13 protein-coding genes are annotated in these 15,844 nt (G+C 46.0%); 1 reads left to right on the top strand and 12 read right to left on the bottom strand.

Annotated elements, in window-relative coordinates; translation table 11 throughout:
- The first annotated feature begins 167 nt into the window (after window positions 1-167).
- Window positions 168-989: an HNH endonuclease gene (locus tag AB4512_RS01655; RefSeq protein WP_372174215.1), complete on the top strand. Its 822-nt coding sequence runs from the start codon at window positions 168-170 to the stop codon at window positions 987-989.
- A gap of 270 nt (window positions 990-1,259) precedes the next feature.
- Here AB4512_RS01655 and rlmJ read toward each other — a convergent pair whose 3' ends face one another.
- The 12 genes from rlmJ to AB4512_RS01715 all read right to left on the bottom strand — a co-directional run bounded on the left by rlmJ (window position 1,260) and on the right by AB4512_RS01715 (window position 15,762).
- Complete coding sequence (gene rlmJ, locus AB4512_RS01660) at window positions 1,260-2,126, bottom strand: 23S rRNA (adenine(2030)-N(6))-methyltransferase RlmJ (protein WP_122053278.1); 867 nt, start codon at window positions 2,124-2,126, stop codon at window positions 1,260-1,262.
- A gap of 201 nt (window positions 2,127-2,327) precedes the next feature.
- Window positions 2,328-3,266, bottom strand: coding sequence for a protein translocase subunit SecF (gene secF / locus AB4512_RS01665; protein WP_004732672.1), 939 nt, complete (start codon window positions 3,264-3,266; stop codon window positions 2,328-2,330).
- A gap of 2 nt (window positions 3,267-3,268) precedes the next feature.
- Complete coding sequence (secD, locus tag AB4512_RS01670) at window positions 3,269-5,068, bottom strand: protein translocase subunit SecD (RefSeq protein WP_372174217.1); 1,800 nt, start codon at window positions 5,066-5,068, stop codon at window positions 3,269-3,271.
- A 173-nt stretch (window positions 5,069-5,241) separates the two neighbouring features.
- Window positions 5,242-5,706, bottom strand: a complete 465-nt coding sequence (locus AB4512_RS01675) for a hypothetical protein (protein WP_017072340.1) — start codon at window positions 5,704-5,706, stop codon at window positions 5,242-5,244.
- 299 nt (window positions 5,707-6,005) lie between these two features.
- Window positions 6,006-8,780, bottom strand: coding sequence for a M16 family metallopeptidase (locus tag AB4512_RS01680; RefSeq protein WP_372174219.1), 2,775 nt, complete (start codon window positions 8,778-8,780; stop codon window positions 6,006-6,008).
- A gap of 239 nt (window positions 8,781-9,019) precedes the next feature.
- Window positions 9,020-9,868, bottom strand: coding sequence for a LytR/AlgR family response regulator transcription factor (locus AB4512_RS01685; protein WP_372174221.1), 849 nt, complete (start codon window positions 9,866-9,868; stop codon window positions 9,020-9,022).
- A 71-nt stretch (window positions 9,869-9,939) separates the two neighbouring features.
- Window positions 9,940-10,974 carry a sensor histidine kinase gene (locus tag AB4512_RS01690; RefSeq protein ID WP_372174223.1) on the bottom strand — a complete coding sequence of 345 codons (1,035 nt, stop codon included), beginning with the start codon at window positions 10,972-10,974 and terminating at the stop codon, window positions 9,940-9,942.
- Window positions 10,974-12,266 (bottom strand): hypothetical protein, encoded by a 1,293-nt coding sequence (locus AB4512_RS01695; protein WP_372174225.1) that lies wholly within the window; start codon window positions 12,264-12,266, stop codon window positions 10,974-10,976. Before AB4512_RS01695 ends, AB4512_RS01690 begins: the two co-directional genes overlap by 1 nt.
- Before the next feature lie 9 nt (window positions 12,267-12,275).
- Window positions 12,276-13,058, bottom strand: a complete 783-nt coding sequence (locus AB4512_RS01700; RefSeq protein WP_372174226.1) for an outer membrane lipoprotein-sorting protein — start codon at window positions 13,056-13,058, stop codon at window positions 12,276-12,278.
- Window positions 13,051-14,349 carry an ABC transporter permease gene (locus AB4512_RS01705; RefSeq protein ID WP_372149320.1) on the bottom strand — a complete coding sequence of 433 codons (1,299 nt, stop codon included), beginning with the start codon at window positions 14,347-14,349 and terminating at the stop codon, window positions 13,051-13,053. The genes AB4512_RS01700 and AB4512_RS01705 overlap by 8 nt, the downstream gene beginning before the upstream one ends.
- The gene (locus AB4512_RS01710) at window positions 14,337-15,035 is read right to left on the bottom strand and encodes an ABC transporter ATP-binding protein (RefSeq protein WP_017067011.1); all 699 of its coding nucleotides are present in this window, start codon (window positions 15,033-15,035) and stop codon (window positions 14,337-14,339) included. The genes AB4512_RS01705 and AB4512_RS01710 overlap by 13 nt, the downstream gene beginning before the upstream one ends.
- Before the next feature lie 46 nt (window positions 15,036-15,081).
- The gene (locus tag AB4512_RS01715) at window positions 15,082-15,762 is read right to left on the bottom strand and encodes a hypothetical protein (protein WP_372174228.1); all 681 of its coding nucleotides are present in this window, start codon (window positions 15,760-15,762) and stop codon (window positions 15,082-15,084) included.
- Window positions 15,763-15,844 lie beyond the last annotated feature (82 nt).

Here is a 15,844-nt window from a genome sequence, read left to right on the forward strand (position 1 = left end):
CAGGCTTGCCTCTTTAGAAACGTGACCAATCCGATACCTTTTCACACCCAAGAATCCACTTGCATATTTTCATTTAAACCACTGTTATATTTGAACTTTATATGAAATTTAAATTATAGAAATATCAATAATAATTAGAATTTAGACGAATAAACGAGGACTCTCCATTGTTCAACGTAGGACAGGTTTACAATCGACGCACAGATATACACGGTCGTTACAAAGGTCAGCAATATGGTGGTATCGCTACACCTGCAGCCCACCCATATGTATTTATCTTCACTAGCGATGCTGGTGAAGAATTTGGCTACTCTGATGGTTTTAGTGCAGACGGCACTTTCCGATATACAGGAGAAGGGCAAGAAGGTGATATGCAGATGGTTAAAGGAAACTTGGCCATCTTTGAACACCAAAGCAACCTTAAAGAGATTCTCTTATTTGAATCTGTCTCAACTGGTTTTGTTAGATTCGTCGGAGTCTGCAACTACATCTGTCATCACATTGAGCAACGCCCCGACAAGAATGACCAACTTCGTGATGCAATAGTCTTCCATCTAGATATCGTCCCACAAAATGTCGGCAATAGCATTCAAACACCAAAAACTTCATACTTAACGAAGCCAACTAAAAGTAAATCATTGAAGCAATTACGAGACATCGCCTTAGCTTCAACACCACTTAAAGCTGACCCCAAAGAACAACTCACGCATGTGAAGTATCGCAGTGAAGCCATTAAGCTTTACGCAAAAAAGAGGGCAAATGGTATCTGTGAAGGTTGTGGAGTGCCCTCACCTTTTGAGACCAAGTCAGGTCCTTACCTAGAAGTACATCACCTGACACGGTTAGCGGATGGCGGAGCTGATTGCCCTGAAAATGTGATCGCACTTTGTCCGACCTGTCATCGAGAGGCACACTACTCGGTGGACGCCGCAGATTTCAATGCAAAACTCATCAAGAAAGCTCTAAAGATTGAAGAGCAACTGTTGTAAACATTTCCTTCAGGCAAAAGAAAGGCTCGCATGACTAGTGCGAGCCTAATGCAGTTTAGGGGGTAAACCACAATCTGATATTAATCTGGGACTAATTATTTAACTTATGAGCCATTATGCACTTGTGCGCATTGATATTCTATTTTTAAATGATTCACTGCAATTAATCAATCGATAAAAGTTAGCGTTTGGTCAATTTAAACCACATAGGTAACAGTGATTTAGTGAGTGATGTCTAGAAAACCATCATAAAACCCATAAAAATCAGATCTATAAACTTCTCATTTGCCAGTAACCTTCACCATTAGTCGCGAGTTGGCTGTGTAAATAATCGAGCGTATCTGCGACCGTTCCCGCAATGCCTTGTGGTGGATTGAACAACAGCAAACCACTGCCGATCAGGCGATCATCACCCTTGGGATCTCGAAGGCGAAGTTCCGACTTGATCGGACTTGGTAGCAAACCATCTTTCACCGCTGTCACGCAGTGGTTCAAAATCAGTGAGCTCTTATCATCCGTGTAAAGCGGGTACCAAATTAATGCTGATACCTTCTCAGATTGCTGATACGCCTTAACTAAGGCATCAATCACCGCGAGATATTCTGAATCGGTTTCATAGGGTGGATCGATAACAATCAGATGGTGGCTGTCATGTTTAGCTACGTCATCAGGTAACGCTTTAAGCCCATCACCTGCGCTAATCGTAAGCTTGCTTGAAATATCTAGGTTACATTGTAACTTCTCAATATTGGTTTGCAGTAAATCAGCTTCATCTTGCTGAATGTCTGAAAAATAAAAACTATCTTGGCTGCGACCTTGTTGGTAAGTGATGGCGGCAGAACCCGGATACAAAGAGATAAGTTGATTCGGATTGTAGTATTCCAGTACCGACATAAAAGAAGCGAATGCCGGAGGAAGATAAGCCTTATTGCGCCACAAGTACCCGACCCCTTCAGCAAACTCACCGGCGTGATTACTTGGTGCGGTGGTGAGGTCATAACACCCTGTACCTGAGTGCGTGTCGATAACGTTGAGGCGTGAATGCTGCTGCATTAATGACTGAACAAGTGCACTCAATACTGGATGCTTCAGTGCATCACCATGGTCGCCTACATGACATTGATGTCGATATTCCATTCCCTTGCCTCATTTCTACTAACGTCATCTAAACATACTTCATATCATGAGGGCTTGCCTGCTCAATCCATCGTTTTTTGAAATAGGCTCTCTTTTCTCTAACCAGTTGACTCTTATAAAAAATAAAGCCCTTCGTCTTATTAAAAACGAAGGGCTTTACTGACGTTACTCACGAACTCGTGCTGTTAGCTAAGAAACACCTTAAGGGTACTCACCCTCAACTTCTACTGGCGCTTTCACTTGGTAGTGACAAGGCTGTAGGCCAAGTAGCTTAGGCAGTGTGATGCCGACAGACACTGAAGACCACGTACCGCTGACAATGCCGACAACGAGTGCAATAGCGAAACCTTGCAGCGCAGCGCCACCCAGTAGCCAAAGCGCTGATACGGTGATTAGCGTTGTTCCTGAAGTCACCATGGTGCGTGAGAAGGTCGCTTTAACCGATTCGTTAAGCAGGTTATCAGTATCACCGTTTGGATTGCCGCGCAGCATTTCGCGTACACGGTCGGCGATGATGATCGAGTCATTCAATGAATAACCGAGAATCGCTAGCACGGCCGCCAATACGGTCAGGTTAAACTCAAACTGAGTAAAAGCGAACAGACCCAAGATAAGCGTCACGTCATAGATGATCGCGGCAAGCGCACCCAGAGCCAAACGCCATTCAAACCGTACACTCAGGTACAGCATGATCATTAGGAAACACACCAATACCGCTAAGCCACCTTGGTCAACCATGTCTTGACCGACTTGAGGGCCAACCACGCTGCTGTTAAGCACTTTTACTTGGTCGCTGACAGAAGACAAAGCATCCACTAAGTTTGGCTGTGGAGCATCTGTCAGTTGGCTATAACGGATTGTCCAGCGATCCTGTTCTGCCATACCAACCACTTGAACGTCTTGTTGAAAAGCCGTGTCGAGCTTGGTTTTTAACGCATCTTTGGTTACTTGATCAGAGAGTTGAACCTCGGCAACCACACCGCCAGTAAAGTCCAAACCCCAGTTAAAACCTTTCACTGCCACCAGCATCACAGAGCTCATGAACAGCACAATAGAAATCACAGACATCACCTTACGAAGGCGAGTCATATTGCTATTTGAAAAATAGCGGTCTGAAATAGTCATTTTTGAAGTACTCATGCTTAAATCCTTACATCGTGGCGTTGGTCACGCCCCCAAACCAAATTGATGATTGCTCGTGAAGCAAAAATGCCCGTAAACATACTGGTTAGAAGACCTAAGCCCAGTGTCAGAGCGAAGCCCTGAATCGGTCCATTACCAATGGTATATAGAGCCACAGCAACGATCATGGTAGTGACGTTAGCATCGAAAATTGACGAGAATGCGCTATCGAAACCACGATCGATAGAGCTAGCAAAGCTGCGTCCTTCTTTCATCTTGTCTCGAATACGCTCGAAGATAAGCACGTTGGTGTCCACCGCCATACCAACGGTCAGTACTAAACCCGCAATACCCGGCAGAGTTAACACCGCACCCGGTAGCAGCGCAATCAAACCAAACAATGTGGTCATGTTAACCACCAATGCACAGTTCGCGACCCAACCTAAGCGGCGGTACCATAGCGCCATAAACGTTAGCGTAAGGCCAAGACCAAGTGCCAAAGCAGCAAAGCCGTTAGTTACATTTTCAGCACCCAAAGATGGGCCAATGGTACGTTCTTCAATGATGGTCACAGGCGCAGTCAATGACCCCGCACGCAGCAGTAACGCAAGCTCTTGCGCATCAGCCAAGCTGCCAGCGCCTGTGATTCTGAAGCGGCTACCCAGTTGAGATTGGATGTTTGCCACACTAATCACTTCGCTGTCTTGCTTACTGTTGCCTGCTCTATCACGGCTGTATTCGCTGTACACCGTTGCCATTGGCTTACCGATGTTATGACGTGAGAACTCGGACATTTTCTTACCACCAGAAGAATCCAGCGTAATGTTGACTTCTGCACTGCCCATCTCACCAATGCCACTGCGAGCATCAATAATGTGTTCGCCACTCAACACAGCCTTGCGGTCGACTACCACACGGTTGCCGTCTGAATCTTTCAGGGTTTGAGTACTGCGAGTGGCATTGTCGTACACCGAATAGAACGCCAATGAAGCAGTAGCACCAATCACGTCTTTCGCAGCTGCAGGGTCTTGTACACCCGGCAGTTCAATACGAATACGGCTTTCACCTTGACGTTGAATCGATGCCTCCGTGATGCCTAGCTCTTCAATACGGCTGCGCATGATTTGCAGGTTTTGTTGAACCGTAAGGTTGCGTAGCGTTCTTTGCTCTTCTTCAGACTGAGTTAACGTTAGCGACTTGTCTGAGCGGTTACGTAGCCATTGTGGGAACTCTTGACGAATCAGCTTCTGGGCTTTTTCGAAATCGGCGTCGGTACGGAAATCAAACTGAACTTGGTTGTTCACCACTTTACCGCGGGCATAACGCACCTGACTGGTCACCTCGTCGACCATCGCTTGAGCTTGCGCGTGATAAACAGGCTCCATATCCACTTCTAACAGGAACTGCACACCACCACGTAAATCAAGGCCTAACTGAATCGGCGCAAAGCCCATGTCAGTTAGCCATTTAGGTGCTGCTGGTTCCATCGCTAGCGCAACCGTCGCGTTATCCAATAGGCGCTCATTCAGCACCTCTTTGGCTTTCGCTTGTTGTTCAGCGTCTTCTAAGATCACGACTAAACGTTTGTCTTTTTGAAATGCCGATTTAGCTTGGATGCCTTCGCTCGCAAGGTATTGGGTAATTTGACTCGCATCGATGGTCTGTTCAGAACGGTTGTTAATTTGAACCGACGCATTCTCGCCATACCAAGAAGGTAAAGCACTCAGAACCATGATGATGATAGTGGCGATAAGCACCACGTATTTCCACTTTGAGTAGTGGTTTATTTGTTTTCTTTGAATGCGTTTTTTCACAGTCAAGATCTCTTCTTTGAACTAATATTTTGCGAACACGAGCAATGGCTAATCGCAACCAGAACAAGCTGATTGAAAGATAGTGATGCTAAAGCTGATGACGCTATGTTTGTTTTGGTTAATTGGCGAGTTCAACGGGCACAATTGACCATCGATACGACCAATTTAGGGTCAAACGATTAGCTAAGAAGTTCTCGGAAATGCGAGTATTGGATGTTGCCCTCTTTCCACCCAGAAAGCCGGGAGGACGGAGAACTCACAATACTGGTCCAGTGCAGCTTGGAATCCAACAACGGCGTGTTGAAGAGCAGGGAAGCCAGTATTGAGGGGGGAGAGAAGTCAATCAGTAGATGATAAGCAGGCTCAAGATCGGCCACGCTTTCTTGCTCGTTACTGAGCATACGTCTGAAGTTTGCTGCTTGAAGGCTTGATTCGGTGTCGTGATAGTTAGAACTGTCACCAGAAGGCACGGTGCCAAACTGAGCCTTATCGCACTCTAAGTAGCTCGACGGATTATCCGTATCAGCTTGTTTACAAAGATCATTCTGTGAAGATTGCTCTTGAGCCGAGTAAATTTGAAATGGCTTAGAAGGAAACGAATAGCCGTTAGAATTCACTAAGCCAAAGCTCAGTAAAAACAACATTAAGACTAATCGGGTACCCAGTTTAAGCAATCTAATATCCAAACAACATTCTCGTAGATCGTCAATCTACAATACAAATGAAACGCTGTCTTGATTTAAAACATTTTTTTAGAAAATGATACGATGCAACCGATTAAGCGATCTCAAAATTTAGATTTACATAGATCTAAAACGGCTTAACAACAGGTGAGGCATAGACGTTATGAATGGTGGGAAAACAAGAAAGCCAAGCGGTGCTCGCTTGGCTTTGAGTTGTCTCTTTCTGTTGGTTTCAAGCTTTAGGCTTTAGGCTTTAGGCTTTAGGCTTTAGGACGCATGATGTTCTTAACCTTACGGCTATCTTCACCAAAGATGCGTTGGACAAGTTGATTCATGTCTTCCGCAGTAATCGACCTCGCCACTCGCTCAACTTGAGACAAAGCTTCGATATCGTAACCATGAAGTAAATAACGAGACAGATACCATGCTTGGTCAATAGAGCTCGTCTCGAGAGGCGTGAAGTCCGCTTCAAACTGTTTCACGACTGCGTGCATTTCCTTTTCAGAGACGCCTTGTAAAAGGTCTGCAATCACTTTATCGATCGCCACTTCGACTTGGTCAACGTTCTCCGGCGCTACCATCGCCCCGATAACCCACTCACCACTCAGCTCACTATCTGCGGATGATGAATACGTATATGGCGAGTAATCTAAGCTCAACTCTTCACGAATATAAGCATCTAAACGAGCCGCCAGCAGTCGTTCTAGCAAGTTTTCCGTGAAGATATCTTTTGCCGTTACGCCTTGGTCGGTTTCGGCTTCAGGTTCAGAGATGACTCGTAAGATGTACTCTGCACTATTCACATTGTTGATCGCTAAATCAATGCGTGATTCAGATGGCTGCTTGTAAGCCACCTTAAATTCAGGAACCTCAGCTTTTTCTAATGGAATCGAAGCCAAGTATTGCTCAACCAAAGGCTTTAATTCACTTGGGTCGATGTCACCCACGATCACCAATTGGTTATGCCTCATTTGACCAAACAATTGCTGATGAAGATTAGCGACGTCTTCCACAGAAACCGCTTCAACACGTTCTTTATCAACAAAGAGGTGGCCACTGTCTTGACGATAGATATTCTGGTTTCTTGCGCGCTCAAACTGACCGACAGGGCTGCTCAAGAAAGATTCTTGACCTTGTACAAACTCCTGTTTCACTGCCTCTAACTGCTCGGGAACAATTTTAGGCGCAGTTATGAAGGTATAAAGCGCAGCAAACGTATCTTTAAGTCCGTCTTTATTGATATTAAATTCAATACCATGACGAGTATTACCAATGAAAGAATCGGCGCTAATATTTTCACGATCAAAGTACGCTAAAAGCTCAGAACCCGTAAATTCACCCACACCACTTCGAGCGAAAGTAGGTAACGCAACCTCAACCGCTGGGTAAAGGCTCGGATCCAAAGCGGCTTTTCCACCGAGGCTCATGTACATCACCCCAACATCATCACCCGCCACATAATCACGCAGATACCACATGTCGATACCATTGCTCAACGTCCACTTTTGGATATATGGGTCTACGGACATTTGTTCAGCAAGTACAACCTCGCCTTGCGAGCTAGGTACAGCAAAAGCACTGGCTGTTCCTATCGCAAGCGGCGGAATTCCCGCCTCGCTATACGTGGCTTTTAAGCTATCTAGAGAGTTAATGATCGCTGTTCTGTCTTCATTGTCATCCATCCCAATAACAATAAAGTAATCATCAGAAAGTAGATTCTTGATGTTGTCGTTAATCACTTCAAGGCTCAAGTTAGCGATGAAAGCTTCCAAGCTTGCTTGATAATCTTTCTGTGATTGGACTATTCGATCATTGACTAACGCACTCACTTTGTAATTCGCGTGTTCAACACTGTCCATTTTATCCCAGTTATGCTCGATGTTATCCAGCAAGTCTTGGTAGTAGTACAGTTCGCCAGCAATATCCGTTTCCGAAACACCAAAATCACGCAATGATGCCAATGTAGAAAGCAGATCTTGTTGGATAACTTCACGGTCTCCAGCCGGAAACCCAACACTTATTGACGAATAGTAAAAAGCGCCCATTCGATAACTATCAGATGCAATCCATTGAGTCGGGAACGCGGCATCATTGAACACCGCTTCTAATCGTCGTTGAATCAATTGTTGAGCGGTTTCATCTAACCTGCGTTGATTCTGCTGAGCATGATTTTCAACTATATTTGAACCGCGGTTAAACGTCAGAGTTATGCTTGGCGCTTCTCTTCCTGCGTACTCAACATAATCATCTTCATTGAATGAGGTCGTTTTCTGTTTCTCTGGTCTCGGCGTATCGCCACGCTCCCAGCTAGAAAACTTTTCTTCAATGAGTGGAATCACGGTTTTGATGTCCACATCACCAGAAACGACCAGCTCAACTATTTGAGGTTGATACCAAGTCTGATAAAAGTTGGTGATGCCTTGAGGAGTGGCATTCACAATCGACGATTTAGTCCCTAATGCATCTTGCGATTCGTACGGGCCGCCTTCAATGAAGTAATCATAATATATATCTCCGAATGACTTATCATCGAGGCGAGCCATACGGAACTCACCAAGAACCACGCCTTTTTCTTTTTCGACTTCTGAACTTGATAAATCCAGGCCATCACCAATGTCACGCATCCAGGTCAAAGCAGACTGCAATTGGATGTTATCTGGCAAATCTAACTGGTAGACCGTCTCTTCATAAGAGGTGTAGGCATTAATATCAGCACCAAAGCTAGCGCCTGCGTCTTCGAATAGACGAATCACATCGTTCTGAGAGAAGTTTTTACTGCCATTGAATGCCATGTGTTCCAAGAAGTGCGCGTAGCCTTCTTGTTGAGAAGTCTCTTGAATCGAACCGGCGTGCACGACTAAACGAACAGATACGGATTCTTCATGATCTGGATAAACATGATAGGTAAAACCATTCTCTAGTTGGCCTGAAGTCCATGCCGGATCCGGCTGGATTGGCGTTTCGGTAGTTTTTGATGTTGAGCTACAGCCAACTAAGGTGAGGCATAGAGCCGTCGCTAAATAATATGTTTTCATAACAACCTCTTAATGTCATTCATCGACAATATACAGATTGAGCTAACGATTATTATTTAATATTGAACCTGATGAGTATCTTTGTGATCTGGATCTTTATTTTATAAATCACCAATCGTTATGTAAGATCGCTGTGCTCATTTAAATAGGCATTTAGATAAGAGCCTATTAAATCGATTTTAGACTCGCTAACTACATCTATTTAAAATCAATAAGCTACATAAATTTCAGCCAGTTCTCTACATACCTTTAAACAACGCTTGTGAGGCGCGGCTGATCGGTAGTTTTTCACCTGACACATACGCCGACATCTTGCCAGAGAGTCCTTTCTTCACCTTATCGATAGCAGACACTTTCACCACCACTGAACGATGGATCTGCCAAAACTCATCCGGATTAAGCTGCGCAATCAGCTCTTTTAATGATACGCGAAGAATAAACTCCTCTAGTTCTCCCCCTTGGCCTTTTTTGAATATCGAGACGTACTTGTCTTCCGCTTTGAAGTAAGCGACATCATCGACGGCGATCAGGTGGATGTCTTCTCCGACACTGGCTTTGAGCCACGTTAGATACTTTTTCTGCGATAGATAAGGAGGCTGCGTTTGCTGAGAAGTCGATTGTGATAACTGCTGAAGCTGAGCCATTAACGCCGTGATATCCGGTTGTTCTGACGTAATACCTAATTGCGTTTGGTTGATCGACAGACGCGATTGCACCTTCAGGCATGTGGCCAGTAAGCGTTCTTCATTGATGGGTTTAAGCAGGTAATCCATCGCATTGTGCTCAAAAGCTTTGACTGCATATTCGTCATAAGCCGTAATGAATACAATCAATGGCGGCGAATCTAGCTTGTTCAATTGTTTCGCGAGCGAGATGCCATCTAGCTCTGGCATTCGAATATCAAGAAAGACCACATCAGGCTCGAGCTGCTGAATACTCTGCATCGCCTCTAGCCCATTTTGTGCCTTCCTGACGATCTCGAGTTCCGGCCAAACCTCAGCAAGGCTCTTGTCTAAGTGGTGCCTTAACAGTGCTTCATCGTCTGCGATAATCGCCGTTACACTCGGCTGTATTGCTGGGTTGTTCATGGTTAGTCCTTTAAATTCACACTGTAAATCGTCTGTTTTTGTCTCTTTTCTGTGCTTTTTGGTCTGTAATTCTAGGCAGCTGCGTCAGTCAGCGGTAACAAGATCGTCGAGACTACCCCGCCTTCAGCGTGTTCAGTAATCGTTAGGCTCGCCTTATCACCAAAAAGAGTTTCGATTCTTTGACGAATATTGCTTAATCCAACACCGTGACCCGCCTTAGCAGAAGGCGTTTTCAGCCCTGCGCCATTATCTGACACTTCAATTTTTAGCTGCTGTGCTTGTTGAACTATACGGATATTCACTTGGCCACCAGCGGCTTTGGGCTCGATGCCGTGCGTGAGTGCATTCTCGACCAAAGGTTGAATCAAGAACGGTGGAATCACCTGCAAATCGCTAATCTCGTGTATTTCAATCGAGAACGTTAAGCGCTCACCCAAGCGTATCTTTTGGATATTAAGATAAGCGTCTAACAAGTCGACCTCTTGTGCGATGGTCGATTGCTCGGTGCGGCTGTTTTTCAGAGTTACACGTAATAAGTCAGTCAGTTTTTCGAGCATCAACTTGGCTTTCGCGCTGTCACTCTCAATCAATACATTGATGGTCGCAAGCGTGTTGAACAAGAAGTGCGGTTCAATTTGGCTTTGCAGTTGTTTAAGCTGGCTTAGCACCACCACCTTTTCTTGGTCGGCCTGACGACGCTTGGCCACTTCCAATTCGTTATCGGCACGTAACTGCTGCTCCCGAGTATAGAAATAGTAATAGCAAACCGAACAGAAGATCACACCGAGCAAGACTACAGATTTAAGGTCCGAGATATTAGCCCCGAAATACCCGTTCAACCAATAATGTGCGTTCAAGGTACCAAAGGTCATCGCGATCACCATTGAGATACCCACCTCAAGCGTTCGAGATGTCCTCTTAAACAACTTCACCAAGATGAAAGAAGAACCCACGGCGCTGTAGCCAAAGCCAAAACTGATTGCCAGGTTAACCGTTAATCCGCCGCCCCAAATCGTATGGGTTGTAATCGCAATAAGAACACAAAATAGCGTGGTGAACGCGAAACTCTTAATCCATGAAAATCGACTGTTTGAAGAAGTGTCCATTAAAATCGTCCTTTGATATTTAAGAGAATCATATGACTATCGGGTAAACTGGCGTAAGCAGAATCACTTTTACCACCTAGAAAGCGTGCAGCAAGTTCCAATTCCAACGATGAATCGCCATTATCGAAAGCCTGATAATTGAGCCACTGAGTCGCAATAAAACCGCCATCTTGAGGAGACAACATGACATCGAATGTTGGCGTGATATCTTCAAGCCAGCCATGTGTCGAATCCAGAGACCAATGAAACATGATGTTGTGTTGAACCAAATTGGCGTGCTGATAACCTTGAGCATAAGAACCTACCAACGAAGATGTCATCGGATTAACCGACAAAGACTCTGCACTTTCTATGGCACTTTGCCACTCAGAATGACTCCAAGCACGGCTATCAAACCAGTATTCCAGCACCACATTATGGCCCGTGTCATTGGCCCATGTTAATCCTGCTAACGCTTGATAAGCCTCGCCCTGCTCTTCAAGATAAACCGGTTTAAGCATTGAATCCGGCTGACTGTAGCCAAGGCTTTGTCGCTGATAAACCACCGAGCCATGAAACTCCCAAGCGAGATTTAATACCGACACCAAGCTCGCTCCAAGCAAGCCGTGGCGTACATCGTCGTAATAAGCGATCCATTGATATTCGTGGTCGCCAACCAGATTGTAACGACGTATCCCAAAGCCTTGTTGCTGATTCTGCTTTTCGAATTCATTTACGTCTTGGGAAGTCCATGACGAATCGCTGTAAAGCAGTGTCCATTCGCCCGTCATATCGAACAGTGACGCCGAGGCAACACCTGCGCCCTCTTCTGCGACAATGCCCACTGGGTTTTGTCGATAAGGTTTGATGATGTCTAACGGTCGATAGCCATAGCCCACGCCCCAATCCAAACGAACCTTGCCAAGCGTGACATCAAGATAGTGGTCACCGAACGCTGAATTAGACAGTTCAACACCACCTTGCCAAAACAGCTCGCGCACAATGAATTCCGATTCAAAGCTCGCCTCATTCCCCTGTGGGTCATTGCTCAAAATGTCGTTGGCTTTCATTGCAAACAGGCCAAGCCAATTGCCATATCCAACCTCAAGATCCAAAAAACCATTGAGTGACTGGCGATTGTCAGATACGAAAGGGTTAAATGGCGACTCTCTCGATTCAACGGCCTCAGCACTCAATTGCCAGTCCCAGGCTAGGTTCAGATCGTCCGCTTGAGTCGTATTACTCATACAAGGCAGCACAAGGAAAGTAACGATTAAAGGCTTGATGTGGAATCGACGACTAGAAGCTTTCATGGCACCCACCTAAAGCCCAGACACGCTATTACGTGATAAGTAAGCAGGGTTGTAGTATTTGTCCGCTAAAGCTTGTTCGCTTACCTCGCGGTACTCAATCACGGTTTTCTTACTTGGTTGAATCTTATCGAGCAAAGTCATCGAAACTACACTTGGCAAGCCATCTCGCACGCCTTCAGTAAACCAAGCTTGCTTGGCTAACTTACCTGAACGCAGATACAGATCCGCTTTAACAGGAAACGCTCGGTCTGCCGTTAACCACAGATCAATCGATTGATAGCTGGCACCCTTGGTTTTCGCCGTTAGCTTTAGATGATAAGTATCGAGTGTCTCGCCAGTCGACCTCTCAACCTGTTGCTCGGCAACCCACTTACCTTGGTAATCTTCGCTCCAAGTGAGCGTCGAAATGTCCCCTACCGAAGCTTCACCCAAGAGTTTCTGCATTGGTGTGATTCGGATAGGTCGGCGCGATTTCGGCATCAGTAACCAATAGTTGTCCTCTATCATCAGCATCTTTTGACCCGCCTCGACCGCAGACTTGAACACGACCAGCGACTCTCGGTTTGGTCTTGTGTAGACGTTGTATTCGCGGGTTTTGTCTAGTTGCTCGTCTTGATATAGCGCGACCAGAGATACCACTTTTGATGCCTGTTCGCTGTTCAAACGATAGCTGTCTGCCTTGGCAATCATCTCAGTGACTTGTTGTGAATCAACCGCCCAGCTTGGTGTCGATACTAAAACCAGAACCAATACAGAACCTAAAACAGTGAGTAAACGAGTAAATTTATACATAAACCAGCGCCTCCGTGATTGGCTTATTCACGCCCTTGCGAGCAGAGAAATAAGCAGCCAGCAAACATATCGTCAGCACACCCAAAGTGGCGTAACCAACCAATTCCAATGAGAAGTAAATGTTGAGTGGGTAACCCTCGGTTCTGCCGGGAGGTGGTGGCATTTGTATATCAACCACCAGCAATAACACCGACACTAAGCCACTCACTAACGCGCCGATCGCGCTACCAATCACAGCCAACAATCCCGCCTCTTTTAAGAAACCTGCCACGATTTCAGAAGGGTAACTGCCGAGTGCCGACAAGGTGCCAATTTCTCGAGTGCGTTCGGTCACCGACATGGTCATGGTGTTAAACAGCGACACGAACACCACCAACGCCATCACTGCGCCCATGATGCCGAAGATCCGGTCGTAAAGATCTTTAACCTTGGTGTAGAAAAACGCACGATCTTGCCATGGGGTGATCTCGATCTCTGTACCTTGTTCGCTTTGGCTCGCGCTATTTCGATCCAAAGCCGTTTGGATACGCTGTTGAACGGTCGAGGTCTTGCTGGTTTCAAAAAGGAATACCGACAAGGTGCTCACTTTGTCTGAAGCCAAAAGCTCTTGAGCGGTCGTGATATGAACATACAGCTGACGCTTATCCAGCTCAGGCACACCCGTCGAATAGATACCCTGCACCTTAAAATCAAACGCGTTCAAAGCACCATCACTGGTGGTTGCAAGCAGTGTCACCCAATCGCCAACCGCAACTTTGAGGTTACGAGCCAGATCAGTTCCCAGCATGACTTGTGGTTCTTGGCTTTCGTATCTTGGGGATTTCACATCTGACAGGGTTTGCCCGCTGCGCACATCAAGGAATGGACCTTTCATGTCGAACTCACGCTCATTAACACCCGTTCCCATAAAAATGGTCGATTTGCTGCCGTTAGAAACCAAGCCGCTAAAATAGACCCTAGGCTGCACACCACGCACGTCGCTGTCGCCAATAATGCTCTTGGTTAGGGCTTGAACATTGTCTAGACCATTGCTCAGCGGCATGTCTTCATCTTGCTCAAAATATCCCGGCGTACTCAAAGTAAGATGACCAGTATCGCGCGCGGTCGATTCACGCAGAGATTCATAGGTATAAAGCCCATAACCTCCAGCCGAGGTCAGCGCAAATACGGCAATTGCGATGATCAATACCGAAAGCAGACTACGGCGACCGTTTCTCAATAAATTAAGCCACGCCAAACGCACCGAGGTAGGAAGCAAAAAAGTGCTCATTCTTTGTGTTAACTTGCCCATGAGATTGCCTCCATTGCTGTGGCTTGTAGTGCCAGTTGACCATCGATAAGTTCAATGACTCGGTCACAACGCTGCGCCATTCTTGGGTCATGCGTTGCGACAATAAAGGTGGTGCCCATTTCATGGCCGAGCTCTTTCATAATGTCGATCACAAGGTTGGCGGTGTGACTGTCTAAGCTAGCGGTCGGCTCATCGGCAATGACTAAGCTTGGGTTGTGGATTAGCGCTCTGGCTATCGCGACACGTTGCTGCTGGCCGCCTGAAAGATTGTCTGGGCGATGATGTACATATTCGCCTAGCCCAACACGCTCCAACATCTCTTGTGCTCTGGTCTGCTGTTCTTGTTTCGAACATTGGTTCAACATCAATGGGTAGGCCACGTTCTCAAGTGCCGTCATCACTGGAACCAGATTGAAGCGCTGAAATACAAAACCCAACGACTGACGGCGAAAGCGTGCAGCGGCGATTTGCTCTGTCGGATACGGTTGGCCATCAATATTGATCTGTCCTCGATAGCTCATATCCAACAAACCAAGAATATTCAAAAGTGTGCTTTTTCCAGAACCCGACGGGCCACACAACGCCACCATTTCACCGCGCTGGATATGGCCATCGACCCCGTTTAATGCATCAACACGTTGACCGCCTGTGACATATGCTTTGCCGATATCTTTAAATTCAATCATCCCGTTTTCCTCTGATTACTAACCAACTGTTTAGCTTCCATGCCCTTTATTTCGCTTTCGCTATTAGGGCCTTCGCAGTCATCGTTTCGATGTTGCCAACATCGGTGTTTTCCATCTTTTCAAGCCACATCTGTGCTTGCTCGAAGTCCTCAGCACGAATCGATGCAGTAATGGCGTAACGGTAAATCCACGATGTCGCAGCGAAATGTTGCTGTTGGAAATCATCTTCCGCGAGTAACGCGAGGAACAGGTCATAACCACGATCAAAATGGTTAAACATGTCTGGTAGCGAGGTGTAAGTCACCGCGGCCATTGCGCGAGTTAAGTAAGAATCTGGCAGCCCTTGTACACGAGGTTGCTCATGAATCGGTTGGTCTTCGTCTTTTAGCAGCACCAGTGATTTATCAATGGTTGATAAGCCTTTCTCCACATACTTCATCTTGTTCCAAGGTAAGAACGCATCACGCCCCATCAGGGTTTCTGTGCTTCCGAGGTAAACCAAGGTCAGTGGTGTCGCTCCGTCTTGTTGTAAGGTTTCGTTAAGGCGTTCATACGCCACCTCAACCAAATCTTCATTGCCTTGCGCGGCTTGGTTATAGATATCGAGCACGTCTGAACTCGGGTTGGCCTGCACCAAAGTGGGTGCGAATGAAACAAGTGCAATCAGTAATGAACGCTTAAGCAGAGAAGCGGTAGAGCCTGAATTAAATGAGTGTGAAGTAGTCATAATTTCTAATCCCTTTCAAATGTTGACGTTGAAAGGTTAACTAGAATTTGTCGCGCAGTTTTACCAATGCGACGAATGGTAA

It is taken from the genome of Vibrio sp. 10N.222.52.B7 (genome assembly GCF_041474275.1).
GTDB lineage: Bacteria > Pseudomonadota > Gammaproteobacteria > Enterobacterales > Vibrionaceae > Vibrio > Vibrio crassostreae_C.

Coding starts and splice junctions, on each gene's coding strand:
- rlmJ (WP_122053278.1), bottom strand. CDS start 2,126: ATGGAATATCGACATCAATGTCATGTAGGCGACCATGGTGATGCACTG.
- AB4512_RS01705 (WP_372149320.1), bottom strand. CDS start 14,349: ATGGGCAAGTTAACACAAAGAATGAGCACTTTTTTGCTTCCTACCTCG.
- AB4512_RS01710 (WP_017067011.1), bottom strand. CDS start 15,035: ATGATTGAATTTAAAGATATCGGCAAAGCATATGTCACAGGCGGTCAA.
- AB4512_RS01685 (WP_372174221.1), bottom strand. CDS start 9,868: ATGAACAACCCAGCAATACAGCCGAGTGTAACGGCGATTATCGCAGAC.
- secF (WP_004732672.1), bottom strand. CDS start 3,266: ATGAGTACTTCAAAAATGACTATTTCAGACCGCTATTTTTCAAATAGC.
- AB4512_RS01700 (WP_372174226.1), bottom strand. CDS start 13,058: ATGTATAAATTTACTCGTTTACTCACTGTTTTAGGTTCTGTATTGGTT.
- AB4512_RS01715 (WP_372174228.1), bottom strand. CDS start 15,762: ATGACTACTTCACACTCATTTAATTCAGGCTCTACCGCTTCTCTGCTT.
- AB4512_RS01675 (WP_017072340.1), bottom strand. CDS start 5,706: ATGTTGTTTTTACTGAGCTTTGGCTTAGTGAATTCTAACGGCTATTCG.
- AB4512_RS01690 (WP_372174223.1), bottom strand. CDS start 10,974: ATGGACACTTCTTCAAACAGTCGATTTTCATGGATTAAGAGTTTCGCG.
- AB4512_RS01695 (WP_372174225.1), bottom strand. CDS start 12,266: ATGAAAGCTTCTAGTCGTCGATTCCACATCAAGCCTTTAATCGTTACT.
- AB4512_RS01680 (WP_372174219.1), bottom strand. CDS start 8,780: ATGAAAACATATTATTTAGCGACGGCTCTATGCCTCACCTTAGTTGGC.